Here is a 17,121-nt window from a genome sequence, read left to right as displayed (position 1 = left end):
CCTTTTTATTGAAAATATGGATACAAAACTTCAAAGTTTTATCATAACAAACTATACGTCATTGCGGAGGCCTATACCATCAAGAAAGGTAGGTGCTAAATCCATCAGGCTAACCATGTCATCAACAACTCTACCGGGTTTTATTACCGAAGGCCAGCGTGCCGCAAGTGTAACATTGGTGCCAAAGTCGTATAAATTGCATTTGCCATGCGTAAAACCAGGCATGCCATGGTCGCCGCTTACTACAATTAAGGTATTGTTTAGCTCACCTCTGTCTTTAAGCATTTCAATGATGACACCCAAACCGGCATCAAAAGCCATCACTTCTCCCAGGTAATCTGAAAAGTCCTGTCTCACAATATGCTCGTCGGGCAAGAAAGGGGGAAGTTTTCCTTTTAAGCTATCGGGATCAATACCCCAGAAATTCTTTCCCGAACCTTACACCCAACTCCGATGAGTATTTGTTGGGCCCCACCAATAGCAATAGGGTTGGTTGCCAGCATTGGCACTAAGGAATGAAGCGAAATTTTGTCGTACTTCGTCATACAATTCCATTTTGGCTTTTTCCAATGATTGACCGGCTTTGAGCATTTTACTTACATTTTGGCTAAAGGAATTGAATCGATTTCCACCAACTTCGTATTTTGTTCTTTCACCACCCTGGATGTTGGAAGTACATTTCCTCAGGTCATTCCGATTGGCTAGATATGAAGCGTTTGGCGATTTAACGAACCAAACCTTCCAAAACTTCACTGAGCCAAATCTTTTATTTGTTTTTATCTTTTCTTTTTAAAGCCAATTGAAAATCATGAACTCCTTAAAAAATAAACATTGTTCATAAATCAAAGATTTGGCGGTGTTCGATTAGCTAACTGCACTTACTGAAAGCCACAGACGCTATATGCTCTATTCTAGCGTATGACTGTCGTGCTTTAATATTTTAATACTTTACAAAAGTTAATTCAGCAATATATGGAAGTTTGGATGCTTTAAGAATTGTTAGTCTATATTTTTGAGCAGAAATAGTCTCAAAACTAGCATTGAAATTGTGTCCAATCTTTTCTCCTGTTACCAGTAATTTCCATTCTCCGTTAATAAAAGCTTCAATTTTAAAGGCTTGAACTGCTCTTTTCCATTCGCCACATATAACGCGGTTAAACGTTTTTGGTGACTTAAAATCCAATTCTATCCATCTCTCCTCGTCGCCCTCGGCATACTGCCATCGTGTAAACAAATCGGCATCAATAATATTATTAGCTCCGAACTCTTTACCCGATGAACTAGATGCCATTACCTCTACTCCTAGGTGTACTGGCTTAATTTCAGGCAATTTTTTTAATGGTGCTGAAAGCGTTATAGCATCACCAATTTCTTTTAACCGCACTAAAACGTTTTCATCCATCAATCCTTTATCATTTGGTGCAGCATTTAATAGGTAATTTGAGTAATGAGAATTTGCAAAATTCAGTTCCTTAATAACCTCATCAACTGATTTTAATTCTTGATTTTCATAACCTTTTTCCCAAAACCAAGTTGACTGAAGTGTCGGTCCCTGCTGTGATGGAATAGTATTATCGAACGGACAATGCTGGCCATGCGTTGCCTCGTAGTGAACTATTTGTGTGTAATTTAAATCGGGACGACAACTATGATTTATTACCAAACAGTTGGGCTGAATTGAATGTATATGTTCTGCCAAAGTTTTATATGGTAGTTCCTCAAAATCAGGACCATCTCCCCATTTAGACCCCCATCCATCGATAACAATACATGCTATATCGCCATAATTGGTAAGCAACTCAGTTAATTGTTCTTTGGTAAAATTAATATTTATCTGGTTCATGTTACCATGCTGAATTCCATGATGTCTGTCCCATACCGAAAAATATAATCCAACTTTAATTCCTGCATTACGAAATGCACCAGTGTATTCTTTTACTATATCAAGGTTCTTATACTTTTTATCTGCGGAAGCAATGTCGTAATTGGTAACTTTTGTATCCCAAAGGCAAAAACCATCGTGGTGCTTGGTGGTAAAAACGGCATATTGCATACCCGATGATTTTGCTGCCTGCGCCCATTGATTACAATCTAATTGTGATGGTCTAAAATCTTTTGGGTCATGAAAAGGATATGCCCATTGCTCTGCTTGATAGGTGCCCATGTTATAATGAATAAACATTCCAAATTTTAAATTCAGAAAATTCAAAACATTATCATTTGAATTATTTTCTTCTTTTTGTCCGAGAACATAGATTGGCAATACCAAAATTAGTGATATTAATAATATGTAATTTCTCTTCATATTTTTAAATTTTAATAGTTACTATGCAAATTCCTGCATGCAGCACAACGTGAGTTTGTGTAAAAACCCTTTCATTTCAAATTAAAGATATCATTTAAGTTGTATTTGTCCTATATAGGGCGTTATGTCGGTACTTTTTCATGACAATGAAAGTCCCAAATATATTCCATCATTCACCTGTGTGTCAATTTGGATAATCAAATTTGCATGGTTGTTCCATTACATTATCAATGTTCGAATTATCTACCACACTTTTATTTCATCAATAAATATCCATGCATTTAAACGTTTTTCCAGGGCACTCACAGGTGCTTGTTTTAAATTAACTGCAGAGATACGAATGTATCGGGCTTTTGCGTTCAAATTGTCAAAGCTGAATTTATAGATTACATCACCGTTATATTTTGAAGATATATCATGACTTATTGTTTCAATACTCTTCCACTGCTTCCCATTCATTGAAATTTCAAGACTCATCTCTTTGGGAAGATAAATACCACTCGTAGCTGATTGCAAACAAGTGATACTTGCCTGTGTGAGTTCTTGTTTTTTATTCAGATCAATTACTGCAGAAAAATCGTTCATATAAAAACCTTGCCAATGCCCATCCTTCATATTTTTTGTCCCTTGCAAACCATCCAGCAAACCCATATCACCTCCTGCTGTGTAATCTTTATGATAGCTTTCTTTTAGAACAATTTGTGCCCGGTAGGCTTTATGAAAATCAAACAAGCGCTCAGTAATGTCTCCTGCCATGTCATCATCTATAAAAGTGGCGGCTTTCAGGGCTGTAGTAGATGTTAGCTTAAGCGGAATCGTATATACCGGAGAAGAGCTTGTTGGCGTTTCTCCATTTAATTCGTAATGTATCTTGCCAATACTGCTTTCTTTATGCAATTCTACAACAATCTGGTTATTATCAAGAGAGTCGGTATTTGCATTTACCTTAGGCAAGAATATCGCTTTAGAGTAATTCAGATCCATAACATCATACCAGCGGAATAGATGAGGCACCCTTTGGCAAAATGAATCCCAGTTTTTATTATCCGGCATTGTCCAAAGACTTTCTGAAAGAGCCGCTAAGCGGGGAAAAACCATTTCTTCTGCTATTTTAGAATGCTGAATATATTCACCCCACAAGTTAGCCTGAGCACCCAAAATTCTTTGTTGCTCTTCTTCGTTTAGCCCTTCAGGAATAACCTGCCAGTTATAAACCTTTGAAATAGGAATGTTAAATTTTCGTGCCAAGGGTTCGTGCATACGATCACCCTGATAATAATTAAAATAACAATAGTTATTGGTGGTCATGATCATGTTATTGCCAGTTGAAGTAGCTTCCTTCGGTGCATCCTTGTGCCATCCTCGCCAATACATGACCGTTGCGTTCTTTGCCAAACCACCATAGAGTATTTCATCCCAACCAAGCAACTTGCGGTTATTTTCACCTAAGAACTGATCGATGCGCTTAATAAAATAGCTTTGCAGTTCTTTTTCATCACTCAAGTTTTCAGACTTTATTCGCGCCTGACAGTCGGGGCACTTTTCCCATTGGGCATAATCTGCTTCGTCACCACCAATATGAATGTATTCAGATGGAAACAGATCCATGACTTCATGAAGTACATCTTCTAAAAACCCAAAGGTTGATTCCTTACCGGCACAATAAATTTCATAGTTAGGCCAATTGGCACCTGCTGGTACTTTAATGTCATTGTTAAAGCAGGAGTATTCGGGATAGGCCGCCAGGGCGCTATACACATGAGCCGGCATTTCAATTTCAGGCACAACGGTAACAAATCGTTCTTTTGCATAGGCCACTATATCCCTTATCTCATCCTGTGTATAATAACCCCCATAGCTTTTAGCTTCATCATCAGAAGGCCATGTTCTTGTGCGCCAATGTTCATGCTCCCGATCTGGACGCCATGCTCCCACTTCTGTTAAGCGGGGGTATTTCTTTATTTCGATGCGCCAACCCTGATTATCCACCAGGTGCCAGTGAAACACATTCATTTTGTGAAAGGCCAGGTAATCGATAAAGCGCTTGATATCTTCAACCGGATAAAAATGACGAGATACATCCAACATTAATCCTCTCCATGAAAAACGAGGCTCATCTTCAATACTAAGGTAAGCCAAGGTGGATGAGCTACGATGAACACCACTGGCAGGAATAAATAACTGCCTTAGTGTTTGCAAACCATTGAATATACCATGTACACCACCACGAATAAAAACACCATTACTATTAATGGACAGAGAATACGCCTCATTTGATGCACCAACTGAAGCATCATTTAGCTCCAGCTTAATTACATTGTTATCCAGATCTGAGGTCTCAGCAGTATTCAGGTTAAAGCCTGTTGCAGCTTTAATTAATTGCTGGCATTGCTTGATTAACACCTTATCATCACCTACAACTATTGTTCTCGCATTAATATCAAAACTACCTTCCTGATAGTGTACCTGGTTGGGCATTGGTATAACATTAATGGGAGCTTGTGCTAAACCATTTTGATAGAACTGTAGCACAACCATTAAAACAATGCACCTCATGTATGTATGTAATATCATTCTTTCTCTATTTAAAAAAAACACTTTTATTTCTTTTCTACCCAGATAGGGCTTGACCATGCCAGTTCGTTATTTTTTTGAGTAGCACGGATATAGTAATACAATACCTCCTTCTCGTCTTTGTAATCCTTATCTGTGTAAACGCCCTTAAAGGCTGCCCCACCATCCTCAATATCAAAAACATGGATCACCTTACTGTTTCGAAGTATTTCAACTTTTTCTAATGGATATTGACCAACAACTTCTATTGTCAGTTTTGGCTCCTGATCAATATTGCAGGTCTCCCCCATTATAGTTTCATTCATTTTCAAATCAATAAAAATCTTATCGCCCGTAGTGGCAAAAGTACGCCTGCTTCGCAGTGCTTCAATAATGCCTTTACGACTCACTTCTTTAACCCAAAGTCCCGCCAAACCAACACCCATGTTATTGTGATCGCCACTGGCAATAAATCCCATTTTGTATTTTTTATCTCTCAATGCATAATCTACAAAAGCTCTGTCATATTTGGTTGTGGTATGTCGGCTTACATTGTTTTCTCTTGGACAGCCTCTGTACTCATGGTTACCCCTGCACTGAAAGATATCTACAATGGGAACATATTTCGGATTGTAAACATTCCAGTCAAGCGGATGCACTTCATCGGCCACATGATGAGGAATTGTTACGCACTCAATATCATTTTTATCTAACATTGCCCACAACCTGGGACTTGGGCTTGATTCAGGCGTAAATGCACTATATAATTCATGCTTATTGCGCGTATATTTTTGGGCATCGGTTGTGCTGGCAAAAATTATATTGTAATGTCCGGCACCATGCTGAATATCATCAAGTGCACGATCTGACTGAAGCGCCCATTCAATAGCCGGAATGGCAACGAAATTATCCGACTCATTATAAAAGTCTGCCATCCTCAGGTTTCTGCGCCAATATATTTCGCTTGTGCTTGCATCATGATCCGTCATGCCAAAGAAGTCGTAAGCCTCAGAATACATACCAAAGCGATAATCATCATGCAAGGTGCCATCAGTTCCTGCAGGCCAGCAATTGGAGCTGTTTGAATGCTCATGGAGATTTCCGTATAATAAAGTATAGGCTTCACCATTAATGGTCATTTTTCGTCTTTCAACTCTAGGGTGCCCGCTATAAGTTCCGATGCTCTTCTCATCCGGAGTAAACTCCTCAACCGTTGTTTTGGTAAATGAAACAGTATTATACTTGCCTGATAAATTTGGTGCAACAAACCGCATCACATTCAACTCCGTTAATCGCGCATGCTGAATATCACATGAATGCTCATTTGGATTGTTTTTAATGGTTTTTTCGTTTATTGTGGCCAGCCACAAATCACCCTTGCCATCAAAAGCCAAGGCGGGCGCATTCATCAGACCCTTTATTTTTGTATCAAACAAAGTAACAGGCTCCTGCCAGCCTTTTCCCGGATCCAACCATGACAAGCGATATTTCCAACCATTATTTGAAAAATCACCACCACAGTGCGTGGCTAAAAACAGGTTACCATTATTATCTTTAAAAAAGGTCGGAATATGATCATTCACTCCCGAAAACAACCATTTATCCTTATTCTGCACTTCTACAATCTTGCCGTTTTGATAGGATAAAATGGCACAACAGCGATCGCCTGTGTAATTATCACCATCTTCAAAACGACTGGCATTTCTGTTATTTTCGTAGCTAATCCATAAATTGTCCCATGCATCAAAAGCCAGTGCTGGTCTTGAATTTATATTTACCCGATTCTTATGGCCACCTCCAATAGCAACAGGAACAACTTTTTTTACTTGAAGTGATTCACCGTCCAGAATAGTCATTTCTATGTCTTGATGAAAGCCATTTGTCAGACCATAAGCCACATAAAGATCACCGTTTTTAGCCTGTGCCATACTTGGGTCAAAACAACTGTTATTCCCTTTATCTATGATTACAGGCTCGGACCATTGTCCGTTTTCAAATTTGCTGATATAAATTTTAAATATACCATTGTGCAGATTTTCCCAGGCAATCCAGTTTCTGCTTCCTTCTAAAGCCAATAATTCCGGATTGATTGATCTGCCACTTGATACAGGGAAAGCATGTGGCGTACTAAAACCATCAGTAGTCATCCGTGAGGCGTTTATGATCCAATCCTGCCCTTTTATTTCAGCCCAAGCAACAATAGGTTTTCCATTCTTGGCACATGCAGCTACAGGCACTTCATATTTGTCAGTCGATGTCGTAATAGGATCTACATCCTGCCACTTTTTTCCATCAAAATGATATGCAGATATTAATTCTGTATTTTCAGGATAGCTTATTCTTCGTAGCGCAAAGGTCCACATTTGACCATTTCCATCTGTCACTAAAGAAGGATATTCTTCGTGTTCATCGTCATACCCCTTTAAGCTCAAATTTTCTACTAAGTCAAGTGCTTTTTCCTCTTTATTACTAAAAAAATTCGAATAATGGATTTCTCCAAATCCCTTTAATTCCTCAGCGATCTCAGGATATTCATTTATCACATTTTCAGATTCTGTTGGATCATCTACTAATTTAAAAAGAGACAAAGCTATCTCTTTATTTTCCTGTTTACCAGCCATTCCGTCTTTACCACCTTCAATGACAGTATGATATTTATGTGGCAAGTGCAATTTCCACTTTCCGTCACTACTAATAATACTTTCAAGGTTATTACCCCTGCTGATAGCGTAATATTTATGCGGATTTTTAAAGGATGAATCACCTAAAATTAATGGCGATACATCTTTACCATCAATTAAATCAGGTGGTAAACCTACACCTGTTATTGCCGACAGACTAGGTAACAAATCAATGGAACAGAATAAACCAGCATTAGTACTGCCTTGCTTAATCTGTCCAGGATATTTAATAATGCAAGCTGACTTGACACCTCCATCGAAAGAGGTTGCTTTAGCTTCTCTGAAAGGAGTAAAACCAGCATGTTCGCCATATACAGCCCAGGGGCCATTATCGGATGAAAAAACAACAATGGTATTATCCTCCAGTCCGCTTTCTTTGATCTGTGTTAATATTTTCCCAACAGACCAATCTATTTCCATTAATACATCTCCATATAAGCCTGTACCTGATTTTCCTTTAAATTCGTTACTGCAATACAAAGGTACATGTGGCATTGAGTATGGTACATACAAGAAGAAAGGCTGATCCTTATGTTTCTTAATAAAGGACAAGGACTCTTTAGTCGCCATCTGCGTTAATTGCTCCTGATGCTCAGGGGTAATCTTATCAATCACCACCTCATTGTTTTTCCAATATTGCAATGGCCATTGCCCCCAATATTTAGGAGCCGTTGCATGATGCTCCCACATGTCATTGGAATACATCAAACCAGCCGATTCGTCAAACCCCCGGTTTGCAGGCCGTGTAGCAGGTGTATCGCCAATATGCCATTTTCCAAAAACACCTGTTTTATAACCCCCTTTCTGAAATATCTCTCCCATGGTTGTGTAGCTTGGATCCAACCCGACTTCTCCTGGACCATGAGCTCCGAATACTTTTGTACGCCCGGGATAACAACCTGTCATTAAAGCAGCCCTTGATGCAGAACAAATCGCCTGAGGCACATAAAAATTGGTAAAAGTACAGCCTTCATCAGCTAACTTTTGCACATTAGGTGTTACATGGTGCTCTTCGCCAAAGGGCGAGAAATCACTCCACCCGGAATCATCCAAAAAGAAGATCACAACATTTGGCGTCGGCTCCTGTTCGGTGCTTTGGTTGCATGCCATGAAAATGCTGCAAATCAACAATGCACAAACAATTCTTATCACAAACATCTTTATTTAGTTTAAGTGTTGATCAATAATATCTTTTATCCAAGTGCGTTCCCTGTCATCATCTCCCAATTCTCTTCTTTGTTTCTTCAACTCTTCCTTCATCTCCCTAATAACATCAGCATATGACTCATCGGCATAGGCATTATGCAATTCATTCGGATCATTCACCAAGTCATAGAACTCCCATGCTGGCAGAGTCGATTGAACATCAGAATCTTCATCCATTGCCCGACCATAAAAGAAAATCAACTTATGCTGTTCATTTCTAATACCGATATGTGCCGGACGATCGGGCGAATGCTCCCAGTAACGGTAATACATCGACTTTCGCCAGCCATCCTTGGTATTTCCTTTCAGATTATCTCTGAAACTTTTCCCTTGAAACGATTCAACACTTTTTACTCCCGCATAATCGGCAAAAAGAGCTGCGAAGTCAATATTCAGAATGATATCCTGAATTCGTTTACCTCCTTCAATCTCCTGAGGGTACTTTATCACAAAAGGCATACGCAGTGACTCTTCCAAAATCATACGCTTATCAAAAAAGCCATGTTCACCCAGGAAATAACCCTGATCCGAAGTATATATCACAACGGTGTTTTCATCCAGCCCTTGTGCTTTTAGGTAATCAAGTAGGCGTCCAATATTATCGTCGATTGTTGCACCGCAGCGCATAAAGTCTTTTACCAGTTTTTGGTAGGTCTTTTTTCGGGCAGCGACGGAATCCAAATTTTCTGTTGAGAAAGGCAATTCAGGGTATTTACACCACCACTTATCCGGATCTTTTGAAGCCGTTTCCCATCGCCAGGCCAGTTTTTCCAGAGATTGCCCTATAAAAGTTCGTCCGCTCACCCTCGGGTCAAAATCATACAAGGAAGCCGGTTCTGGTATCTCAACATCATCGTAAAGATTTTTAAAGCGATCAGGGAAATCAAAAGGCTCATGTGTGGCCTTAAAGTGACACATCATCATAAATGGTTTAGACTCATCTCTTTTATCCAGCCAGTCGATGGTCAGGTCCGTTATCACATCGGTTGAAAAGCCTTCATATACCTTACCGCCTTTGTAGCCATCCTGCCAATTTTCTTTTGATTTTAAAACAGGATTATGATATACTCCCTGATCAGGTAGTACATTGAAATAATCAAAGCCCTGAGGTTGTGTTTTCAGATGCCATTTACCAACAATAGCAGTCTGATAACCGGCTTCATTTAGTACCTTGGCAATATTTAAACTATCCTGTCTGGCCTTGTCGCGCAACATATAAACGCCATTACGGTGCGAATACTGACCGGTTAAGATCGTTGCCCTGCTGGGCACACATATGGAATTTGTACAAAAACAATTATCCAGGACTACACCCTCATCGGCCAAACGATTGATATTAGGTGCGTGAACATAGTCCTTCAATACACCTCCGTAAATCCCCCATGCTTGTGAAGTATGATCATCAGACATGATAAACAGAATATTAGGTTTCTCAGCCTTCTGAACTCTTCTAGAACACCCTATGAACAAGAGCGCAACAATAAAAAAGATAATGGTTTTCTTCATGAATATAGTTTTTTGATCTTCAATATTATTTATTAATCGGTTCAATGGCAACGATGAACAAGCAGTCCTTAACTGTTATAAGATACTGCTCATTAGGCATATCAACCCACGAATTATCATCGCCTACCCCCATCGTCATGAGAGCATTAATAATCTGTATAGTTTCATCACAATAAAGAATTGTGAATATATTGTCCTAATTATTAATTCTATTGGGTTTTCCACCCAAACCCGACTTCATATTTTTGGCTTGACCCAAAAAACGAAGCAAAAAAGGTCAAGGCTACTCTAAAAATAACTTTCTTATTTATCTAGAGCTTAAGTGCAACCAAGCTATTTTTAAAGAGGCCCAAAAGCATGATGCGGAGAAAACACCCCCTAAAATAAAATAACTCCATAACATTCTCTTTTAATTCATTTTACTAACATATTCTAAAAACGTTTAGGACGCTATTGAATTGTGAACAATAATTATTCTATTTCTTTTTTTTCTTTAAAGGGTTCTTCCACTTTTGTTCCAGCTTGTCATAGGATTGAGTACCATATTCCTTCCCCTTAAAACTGTTTTGGCAGGATTCCAGAAATACCATAAATTCTTCTTTCAGACGGTTCATTTCCTTACCACCATTTTCAATGGGATTGGCTTCAGAAGGATCAACCGCGATATTATACATCACAAACTCTCCCTGACGTGCATACAATTTAAAGGTATCATCGGAATAACTCACCTGATTGTCAAAACAAAAACCAATAGCCTCATTCCGCTGCTTCATCTTCCCTTCAATTAAAGGTAATAAACTTATTCCGTCCAGCTGGTATGGCGTTTTATCTTTTTCAATTTGCAATACATCCGTGATGGTTGGCAAATAATCAGAAGTAACACAGGGAATATCTGTTTCAAAGGCATGCTGTATTTTACCGGGCCAAACCAGCAATCCGGGCACTCGAACTCCTCCTTCATGCAACGATCGCTTGCGTTCCAAATAGGGTCCCGCCGATCCGGGATTGGTATGCTCAGGTCCGTTGTCACTACAAAACCAGATCATGGTGTTGGAATCAACCCCCTTCTCTTTTAGAAAGTTGCGTAAGCGGCCAATCTGCTCATCCATAGCCGTAATACAACCGGCATAGTTTCGTGTCAGCACATCCTGCTCCTTATACATCTCCTGATGACGCGGCCCTGCTACACAAGGCATGTGTGGGGTATGGAACCATATGACACTAAAAAACGGATTCCCTTCATTGAGGGATTGATCAATAAAAGGCAGTACTCGATCCATGATCACCCGGCTATCATCACCATCCAGGTTTTCAGTAACTTTACTCCCCTCTATATCCCAATAATACGTACCGTAAGGAACAAAATCCTCTCCTTCCTTCAGACAGTCCCAGCCTGCCTGAATATGTCTTCCCTTTGGTTTTTTCATTGGATCATAGGTGGGCACTTTCGATTCGGTCACAAACGCTGCATCGTAACCATGCAAAGCAGGTGGGTTATATTCTTTAATATTACCAACCCGACCCCTGTTGGCATCTTTTTCCGTGTCAGTTAATGTCCCCAGGTGCCATTTGCCAAAATGCCCCGTATTATACCCCTGCTCCTTTAGCAGCTCTGGGAGAGTTACCTCTTCCGGGCGCAGAATACCTGCATTGGCAGTAAATACACCCATGCGGAATGGATTTCTGCCTGTCAGTACACTGGCCCTGGTAGGTGAACACACTGCGGAAGCGGAGTAAAACCGATTAAACTGGATACCTTCCCGGGCCATTTGATCCAGCGCAGGTGTTTTTATGAGGGTATTACCATTGTATCCGGTATCACCCCACCCCATATCATCAGCCATTATTAAGATAACATTGGGAACCTCTGCCTTTTTATTATTTTCTTTGGCCGCCTTGTTACATGCTCCTGCAAATAATGAAACAGATATGCATAATAAAAAAGGTGACACAACTTGCTGCATCTGCTTAAGAATTGATCGCTTCATAGATTTACTATTATTACCTGTTCAATCGTATGGATTCACAATTTATAAGTTTTCCAAGCTCTTCAGCCATCGATTTCGCAATTTCAGGTTGCTCTTCAATCAGGTTATTCTGTTCGCCAGGATCATTGGCAAGATTATATAACTGCTTGCCCATCTCAGGGCTGGCATAAGTCCGATGATGAGCAGGAATAAATTTCCAATCTCCACGTCTTAAGGCTTTATGTTTGATCGCTTCTTCAATCATATCGGGCAATCCTTGCTCACTTTTTCCTAAAAAGGCATCCATGGTGTTTCGGCTGTCAATGCCTTCATCATCATTTAGGGGGACATTAAGGAAACTAGCAAGAGACCCTAATAGGTCAACCTGATTTACCAATGCATTTGAAACTCCAGGTTTAATCTTAGCCGGCCAACTAACAATAAATGGCACTCTGGTTCCTCCTTCATAAATCTGATACTTTCCTCCCCGGTATATTCCGGAGCCATCATGCTCATTATCAATTTCTTCAGTTGAAGTCACTACAGTGGTTCCATCCTCATAACCATCGTCATATACCGGGCCATTGTCACTTGAGAAAATCACTATTGTATTGTCTGTCAAACCATTCTCTTCCAAGGCTTTCATAATTTCTCCTGTTGCCCAGTCAAACTGTACCATAGCATCTCCTCTATAACCTAGTGTTGTTTTTCCCTGGAAACGTGGATGAGGGGTCCGTGGCACATGAATATCCTGTGCGGCATAGTACAGAAAAAATGGTTTTTCCTTGTTCTTTCGAATGTAGGCTTTTGCTTTATCCACAAACACATCTGTCATGGTTTCATCATCCCAAAGAGCTGATTTTCCACCTGCCATATAACCAATCCTACCAATGCCATTGGTTACAGAGTTATTATGACCATGTGAACTCTGGTAGTAGGTCATTGCCTCCCGATTGGTTTTCCCATCAGGGTATTGCGTTACATGGTTTTTGCTTTTTATATATGACCTTTTCCCAACAAAAAGCGAATCGTTTTTATCCAGATTAAGCACCCTATGTCCATCCAGATAAACGGTTGGCACACGATCATTGGTAGAAGGCAGTAAAAAAGAGGAATTGAATCCGACTTCAATTGGTCCGGGTTTCACATCTCCGTTCCAATCCGTTAAAACGCCTTTCTCGCCAATACCCAGGTGCCACTTACCAACAATCCCGGTTTCATACCCGGCCTTTTTTAACATCTTGGGCAAGGTCATCATATCCACCGGAATAAGTAGCGGAGCATTAGGAGGTAATACATTTGCATTGTACCTGAAGCCATAAGCACCGGTTAATAATGAGAACCTTGACGGCGTACAGGTAGAGGCCGTACAATGCCCGTCGGTAAAGCGTAAGCCACCCTCAGCCAATGCATCGATATTAGGCGTAGGAATAAGTTGAGAACCATAAGCCCCTACATCCCCAAAACCTACATCATCACCATAAATAATAACGATATTGGGAATTTGATTATCTGAATCCCCACCCTCAATCGAACATGCTGAGCAAACTGTTAATAAGCATACAGCAGCTATGCTTAGCTTCAAAAATTTATATAGTACCATACCAATTACTTAAATACGTTTATTCAAAAACTAAAACTACTTATCTGTCATATAATCCGGAACTACTCAATATTTCATCTCCCCGGTTTATAATTATTTAAAAAACGGGTTCAATGCTCAGCTTAAACTCATAGTTGTCAGCCGAAATCAAATATTGTTCATAAGGCTTAGCACCCCATGAATTATCAGCTCCCACACCCATTTGTTTTAAATCAAATGTTATGAACACACCATCTTTTTTAATAATATCATTCAAATGTTTAAATTCCTCATGTGTTTCCTGATCAAAATCTTCAATTGGATTATGAAGTGCTGAGAAACCCAGTTGTGGTGATCCACTGATTCGCAATCCCCAACCATCGTTATTTCTCAGTTCGAACCAACGGGCTCCTGATTTATAGCCATTTTCCTGTGGTCGCACATACGGCACATACTGATCCGCTACTTTACTCTCGTATTGTCCCACAAAAGCACTATGTCTACGATCGATATAGTTTTCATGCGGCCCATGACCAAAAAATTTCAAATTGTCGAACTCAACCGGCATTTGCATACGCAATCCAAAACGAGGCATATCCGGCAGATCATCCTTACCAAGAGTCAGTTGACTTGCAATATTTACACGCCCGTTACCTAAAACCTCATAGCTTATTGTTTGTGACGATTCTATTGAGCGATGATTCAGGTTTACTTTGATGATCGCCCTATCGTCAGCACTTTGCTCCAATTTAACCGATTCTACCTGAGCTGTATGGCTTACTTCGCGCCAAATACCCAAACGATCAATCATCTTACTGCCTTTATCGTTATCGTTAGGAGCTCGCCAGAAGTTAACACCGGGTCCTTTTTGTAGCAATGCTGTTCCATTAACTATCCATTCGCTTACGGTACCAGCTGACTTATCAAAGGTGATAGAGAAGTTTTGCCCTGAAACCTCAATTTGTCCATTCAAATCTTTGGCACTTATCGATGCATAGTTATCTGCTAGCATAGGCTGTTCCTTGTCAGTCAACTCAAGTGCGAACTGTTCATGTGCCACTTCATGACCTTCTTCCAGAATTGGAGTTGGTCGTTTCAAACGTACCGAAAAGTCAATAAAATACTCTTCTCCCGGCATCGCATTGATTTTAGATAAATCAACTGTCACAACCTCACTTTTATGAGCTTCAAGGTTCAGATCCACATATCCAAATTGAATTTCTTCTCCATTTTCGGTAATGCCCCATCGGATATCGTAATCGTCTAAAGAAATAAAATCATGGTAATTCGTGATTTTATATTGTCCTCGAGCAAGGCCTTCATTCGTAAAACGTACATACTGATAGGCGTACTTTACTTCCCAAATACCGGGATGTGGTGTCATATCCGGAAAAACAATTCCATTACACACAAAATTACCATCCGTTGGCATGTTTTCACCATAGTCACCACCATAGGTCCAGTAAGGTCTTCCTTCTTTGTCATGCTCCAATAAACCCTGATCAATCCAGTCCCAGATATAACCACCCTGTAATTGTTTATTGGCAGGATCATAAATCACATCCCAAAGATCAACCAGATTACCGGTACTATTACCCATAGCATGGGCATATTCACTAATTATCATTGGCTTAGTCTGATGCTTTGAAGCATACTTTTTCAAGCGTTTCACACCGGGATACTGCGGACAAAACAACTCCGTGTTGGCTCCCATCACAGCACGCTCGTAATGAATAGGGCGTGAAGGATCGCGGTGTTTGATCCAGTCAAATACAGCCGTAAAGTTATCACCATCACCGGCTTCGTTCCCCATCGACCAAACGATGATACAAGGGTGATTTTTACTGCGCTCTACCATGCGTATGTTACGGTCCAGATGTGCTTCCTTCCACTCGGGATGTTTTGCAAGTGAATATTTATCATAGCCCATGGAATGAGATTCCAGGTTGGCTTCGTCTGTGATGTACAATCCATATTCGTTACACAACTCGTAAAAATACGGATGCGTCGGGTAATGTGAATTACGAACGGCATTGATGTTAAACTGTTTCATCAGCTTCACCTCCTTAAGCATATCCTCTTCGTTGACTACATGCCCGCTTACCTGGTTATGCTCATGACGATTAACGCCTTTGATCAGCACGGCCACACCATTTATGTGGAATACATCATCTATAATCTCCACTTTTCGGAAACCCATTTGTGTAGATACTATCTCCTGTTTGTTACCTTTTGAATCTTCTAACACGATAACCAAAGTGTATAAGTCAGGTGTTTCAGCAGTCCACTTCAATGGGTTCTTAATTTCTTTTTCAAAAGATAGGTGCAAGTCGCCCTTCTTGTGAATAGATGCCTGAAGTATTTGCTCAGCCACGATGTTTTTGTTGGCATCATACAACTGACAATTCACTTTGTAGTTACCCGAACGATAACCCTTAACATGATTCTTTAGGTCAACATCAACCTTAAGAATTCCGTTGGTATAGGACTCATCTAAATCGCCGTTCACAAAGAAATCACGGATTCGCACCTTTGGCGTTGAGTAGATAAACACATCTCGCTCAATACCACTGATACGCCAAAAATCCTGACACTCCAGATAAGAGCCATCACTCCAGCGATAAACTTCCACCGCTACGGTATTATCTCCTTTTTGCAGGTATTGGGTGATGTCCCATTCAGCTTCTGTTTTGCTGCCCTGACTGTAACCCACTTTTTGACCATTTACCCATAAGTAAAAAGCCGACTTAACGGCACCAAACTGTATAAAAACCTGACGACCATCCCAACTCTCCGGCACAGCAAATGTGCGACGATACGAACCTACCGGGTTATAATCATGTGGCACCTGCCCGGGGTTTGCAACATACTTTTTATTTACAAACTTAATTTCGTCAGATACAGGTGCTTTGTAACTTGCAAACTCATATTGTTGATTGCAGTAAATAGGAATCCCATATCCCTCAAGCTCCCAATTAGATGGGACTTTTATATTATCCCAGTCACTTACATCATAATCTGGCTTATAAAAATTCACCGGTCTGTCAGAAGGTTTACGCACCCAGTTAAATTTCCAGGTACCATTAAGACTCTTGTAAAATACCGATGCCCGATGCTTTTTAGTTAAAGCATTCTCTATGCTTGAAAAAGGCATTAAATAGGCATGTGGTAATTCTTTGTTCTGATTAAATACTTTCGGGTTTTCCCACTCTAATTTTTCTTGTGATGTTGCCACATTAAAACTAAGCAGAAGGGCTAAAGCGGCGAGAGCTAAAACTTTCACTTTATCAGTCATCGTTATTGATCTATTATATAATTTCA

9 protein-coding genes are annotated in these 17,121 nt (G+C 40.1%); all 9 read right to left on the bottom strand.

Annotated features, from left to right (window positions below):
* Positions 1 to 51 precede the first annotated feature (51 nt).
* Complete coding sequence (locus tag JIV24_RS16275; RefSeq protein WP_200466127.1) at positions 52 to 357, bottom strand: sulfatase-like hydrolase/transferase; 306 nt, start codon at positions 355 to 357, stop codon at positions 52 to 54.
* Between the two features lie 81 nt (positions 358 to 438).
* Positions 439 to 753 carry a hypothetical protein gene (locus JIV24_RS16270; RefSeq protein WP_200466126.1) on the bottom strand — a complete coding sequence of 105 codons (315 nt, stop codon included), beginning with the start codon at positions 751 to 753 and terminating at the stop codon, positions 439 to 441.
* 187 nt (positions 754 to 940) lie between these two features.
* The gene (locus JIV24_RS16265) at positions 941 to 2,305 is read right to left on the bottom strand and encodes an alpha-L-fucosidase (RefSeq protein WP_200466125.1); all 1,365 of its coding nucleotides are present in this window, start codon (positions 2,303 to 2,305) and stop codon (positions 941 to 943) included.
* 243 nt (positions 2,306 to 2,548) lie between these two features.
* A complete protein-coding gene (locus JIV24_RS16260) occupies positions 2,549 to 4,879 on the bottom strand; it encodes a glycoside hydrolase family 20 protein (protein WP_200466124.1) in 2,331 nt (776 codons plus the stop codon).
* 26 nt (positions 4,880 to 4,905) lie between these two features.
* On the bottom strand, positions 4,906 to 8,697 hold the full coding sequence (locus JIV24_RS16255; protein WP_200466123.1) for a sulfatase-like hydrolase/transferase: 3,792 nt from the start codon (positions 8,695 to 8,697) through the stop codon (positions 4,906 to 4,908).
* Positions 8,698 to 8,703: 6 nt separating this feature from the next.
* Positions 8,704 to 10,251: a sulfatase family protein gene (locus JIV24_RS16250; protein ID WP_200466122.1), complete on the bottom strand. Its 1,548-nt coding sequence runs from the start codon at positions 10,249 to 10,251 to the stop codon at positions 8,704 to 8,706.
* Positions 10,252 to 10,727: 476 nt separating this feature from the next.
* Entirely contained in the window at positions 10,728 to 12,239 is a 1,512-nt protein-coding gene (locus tag JIV24_RS16245) for a sulfatase family protein (protein ID WP_200466121.1), read from the bottom strand.
* Between the two features lie 13 nt (positions 12,240 to 12,252).
* Positions 12,253 to 13,821 (bottom strand): sulfatase family protein, encoded by a 1,569-nt coding sequence (locus JIV24_RS16240; protein ID WP_200466120.1) that lies wholly within the window; start codon positions 13,819 to 13,821, stop codon positions 12,253 to 12,255.
* Positions 13,822 to 13,918: 97 nt separating this feature from the next.
* Positions 13,919 to 17,095 (bottom strand): glycoside hydrolase family 2 TIM barrel-domain containing protein, encoded by a 3,177-nt coding sequence (locus JIV24_RS16235; RefSeq protein ID WP_200466119.1) that lies wholly within the window; start codon positions 17,093 to 17,095, stop codon positions 13,919 to 13,921.
* Positions 17,096 to 17,121: the final 26 nt, after the last annotated feature.

The sequence above is a fragment of the Carboxylicivirga marina genome (assembly GCF_016612505.1).
Lineage (GTDB): Bacteria > Bacteroidota > Bacteroidia > Bacteroidales > Marinilabiliaceae > Carboxylicivirga > Carboxylicivirga marina.
The sequence above is the reverse complement of the archived record's forward strand: the minus strand, read 5'-3'. Positions and strand labels throughout refer to the sequence as shown.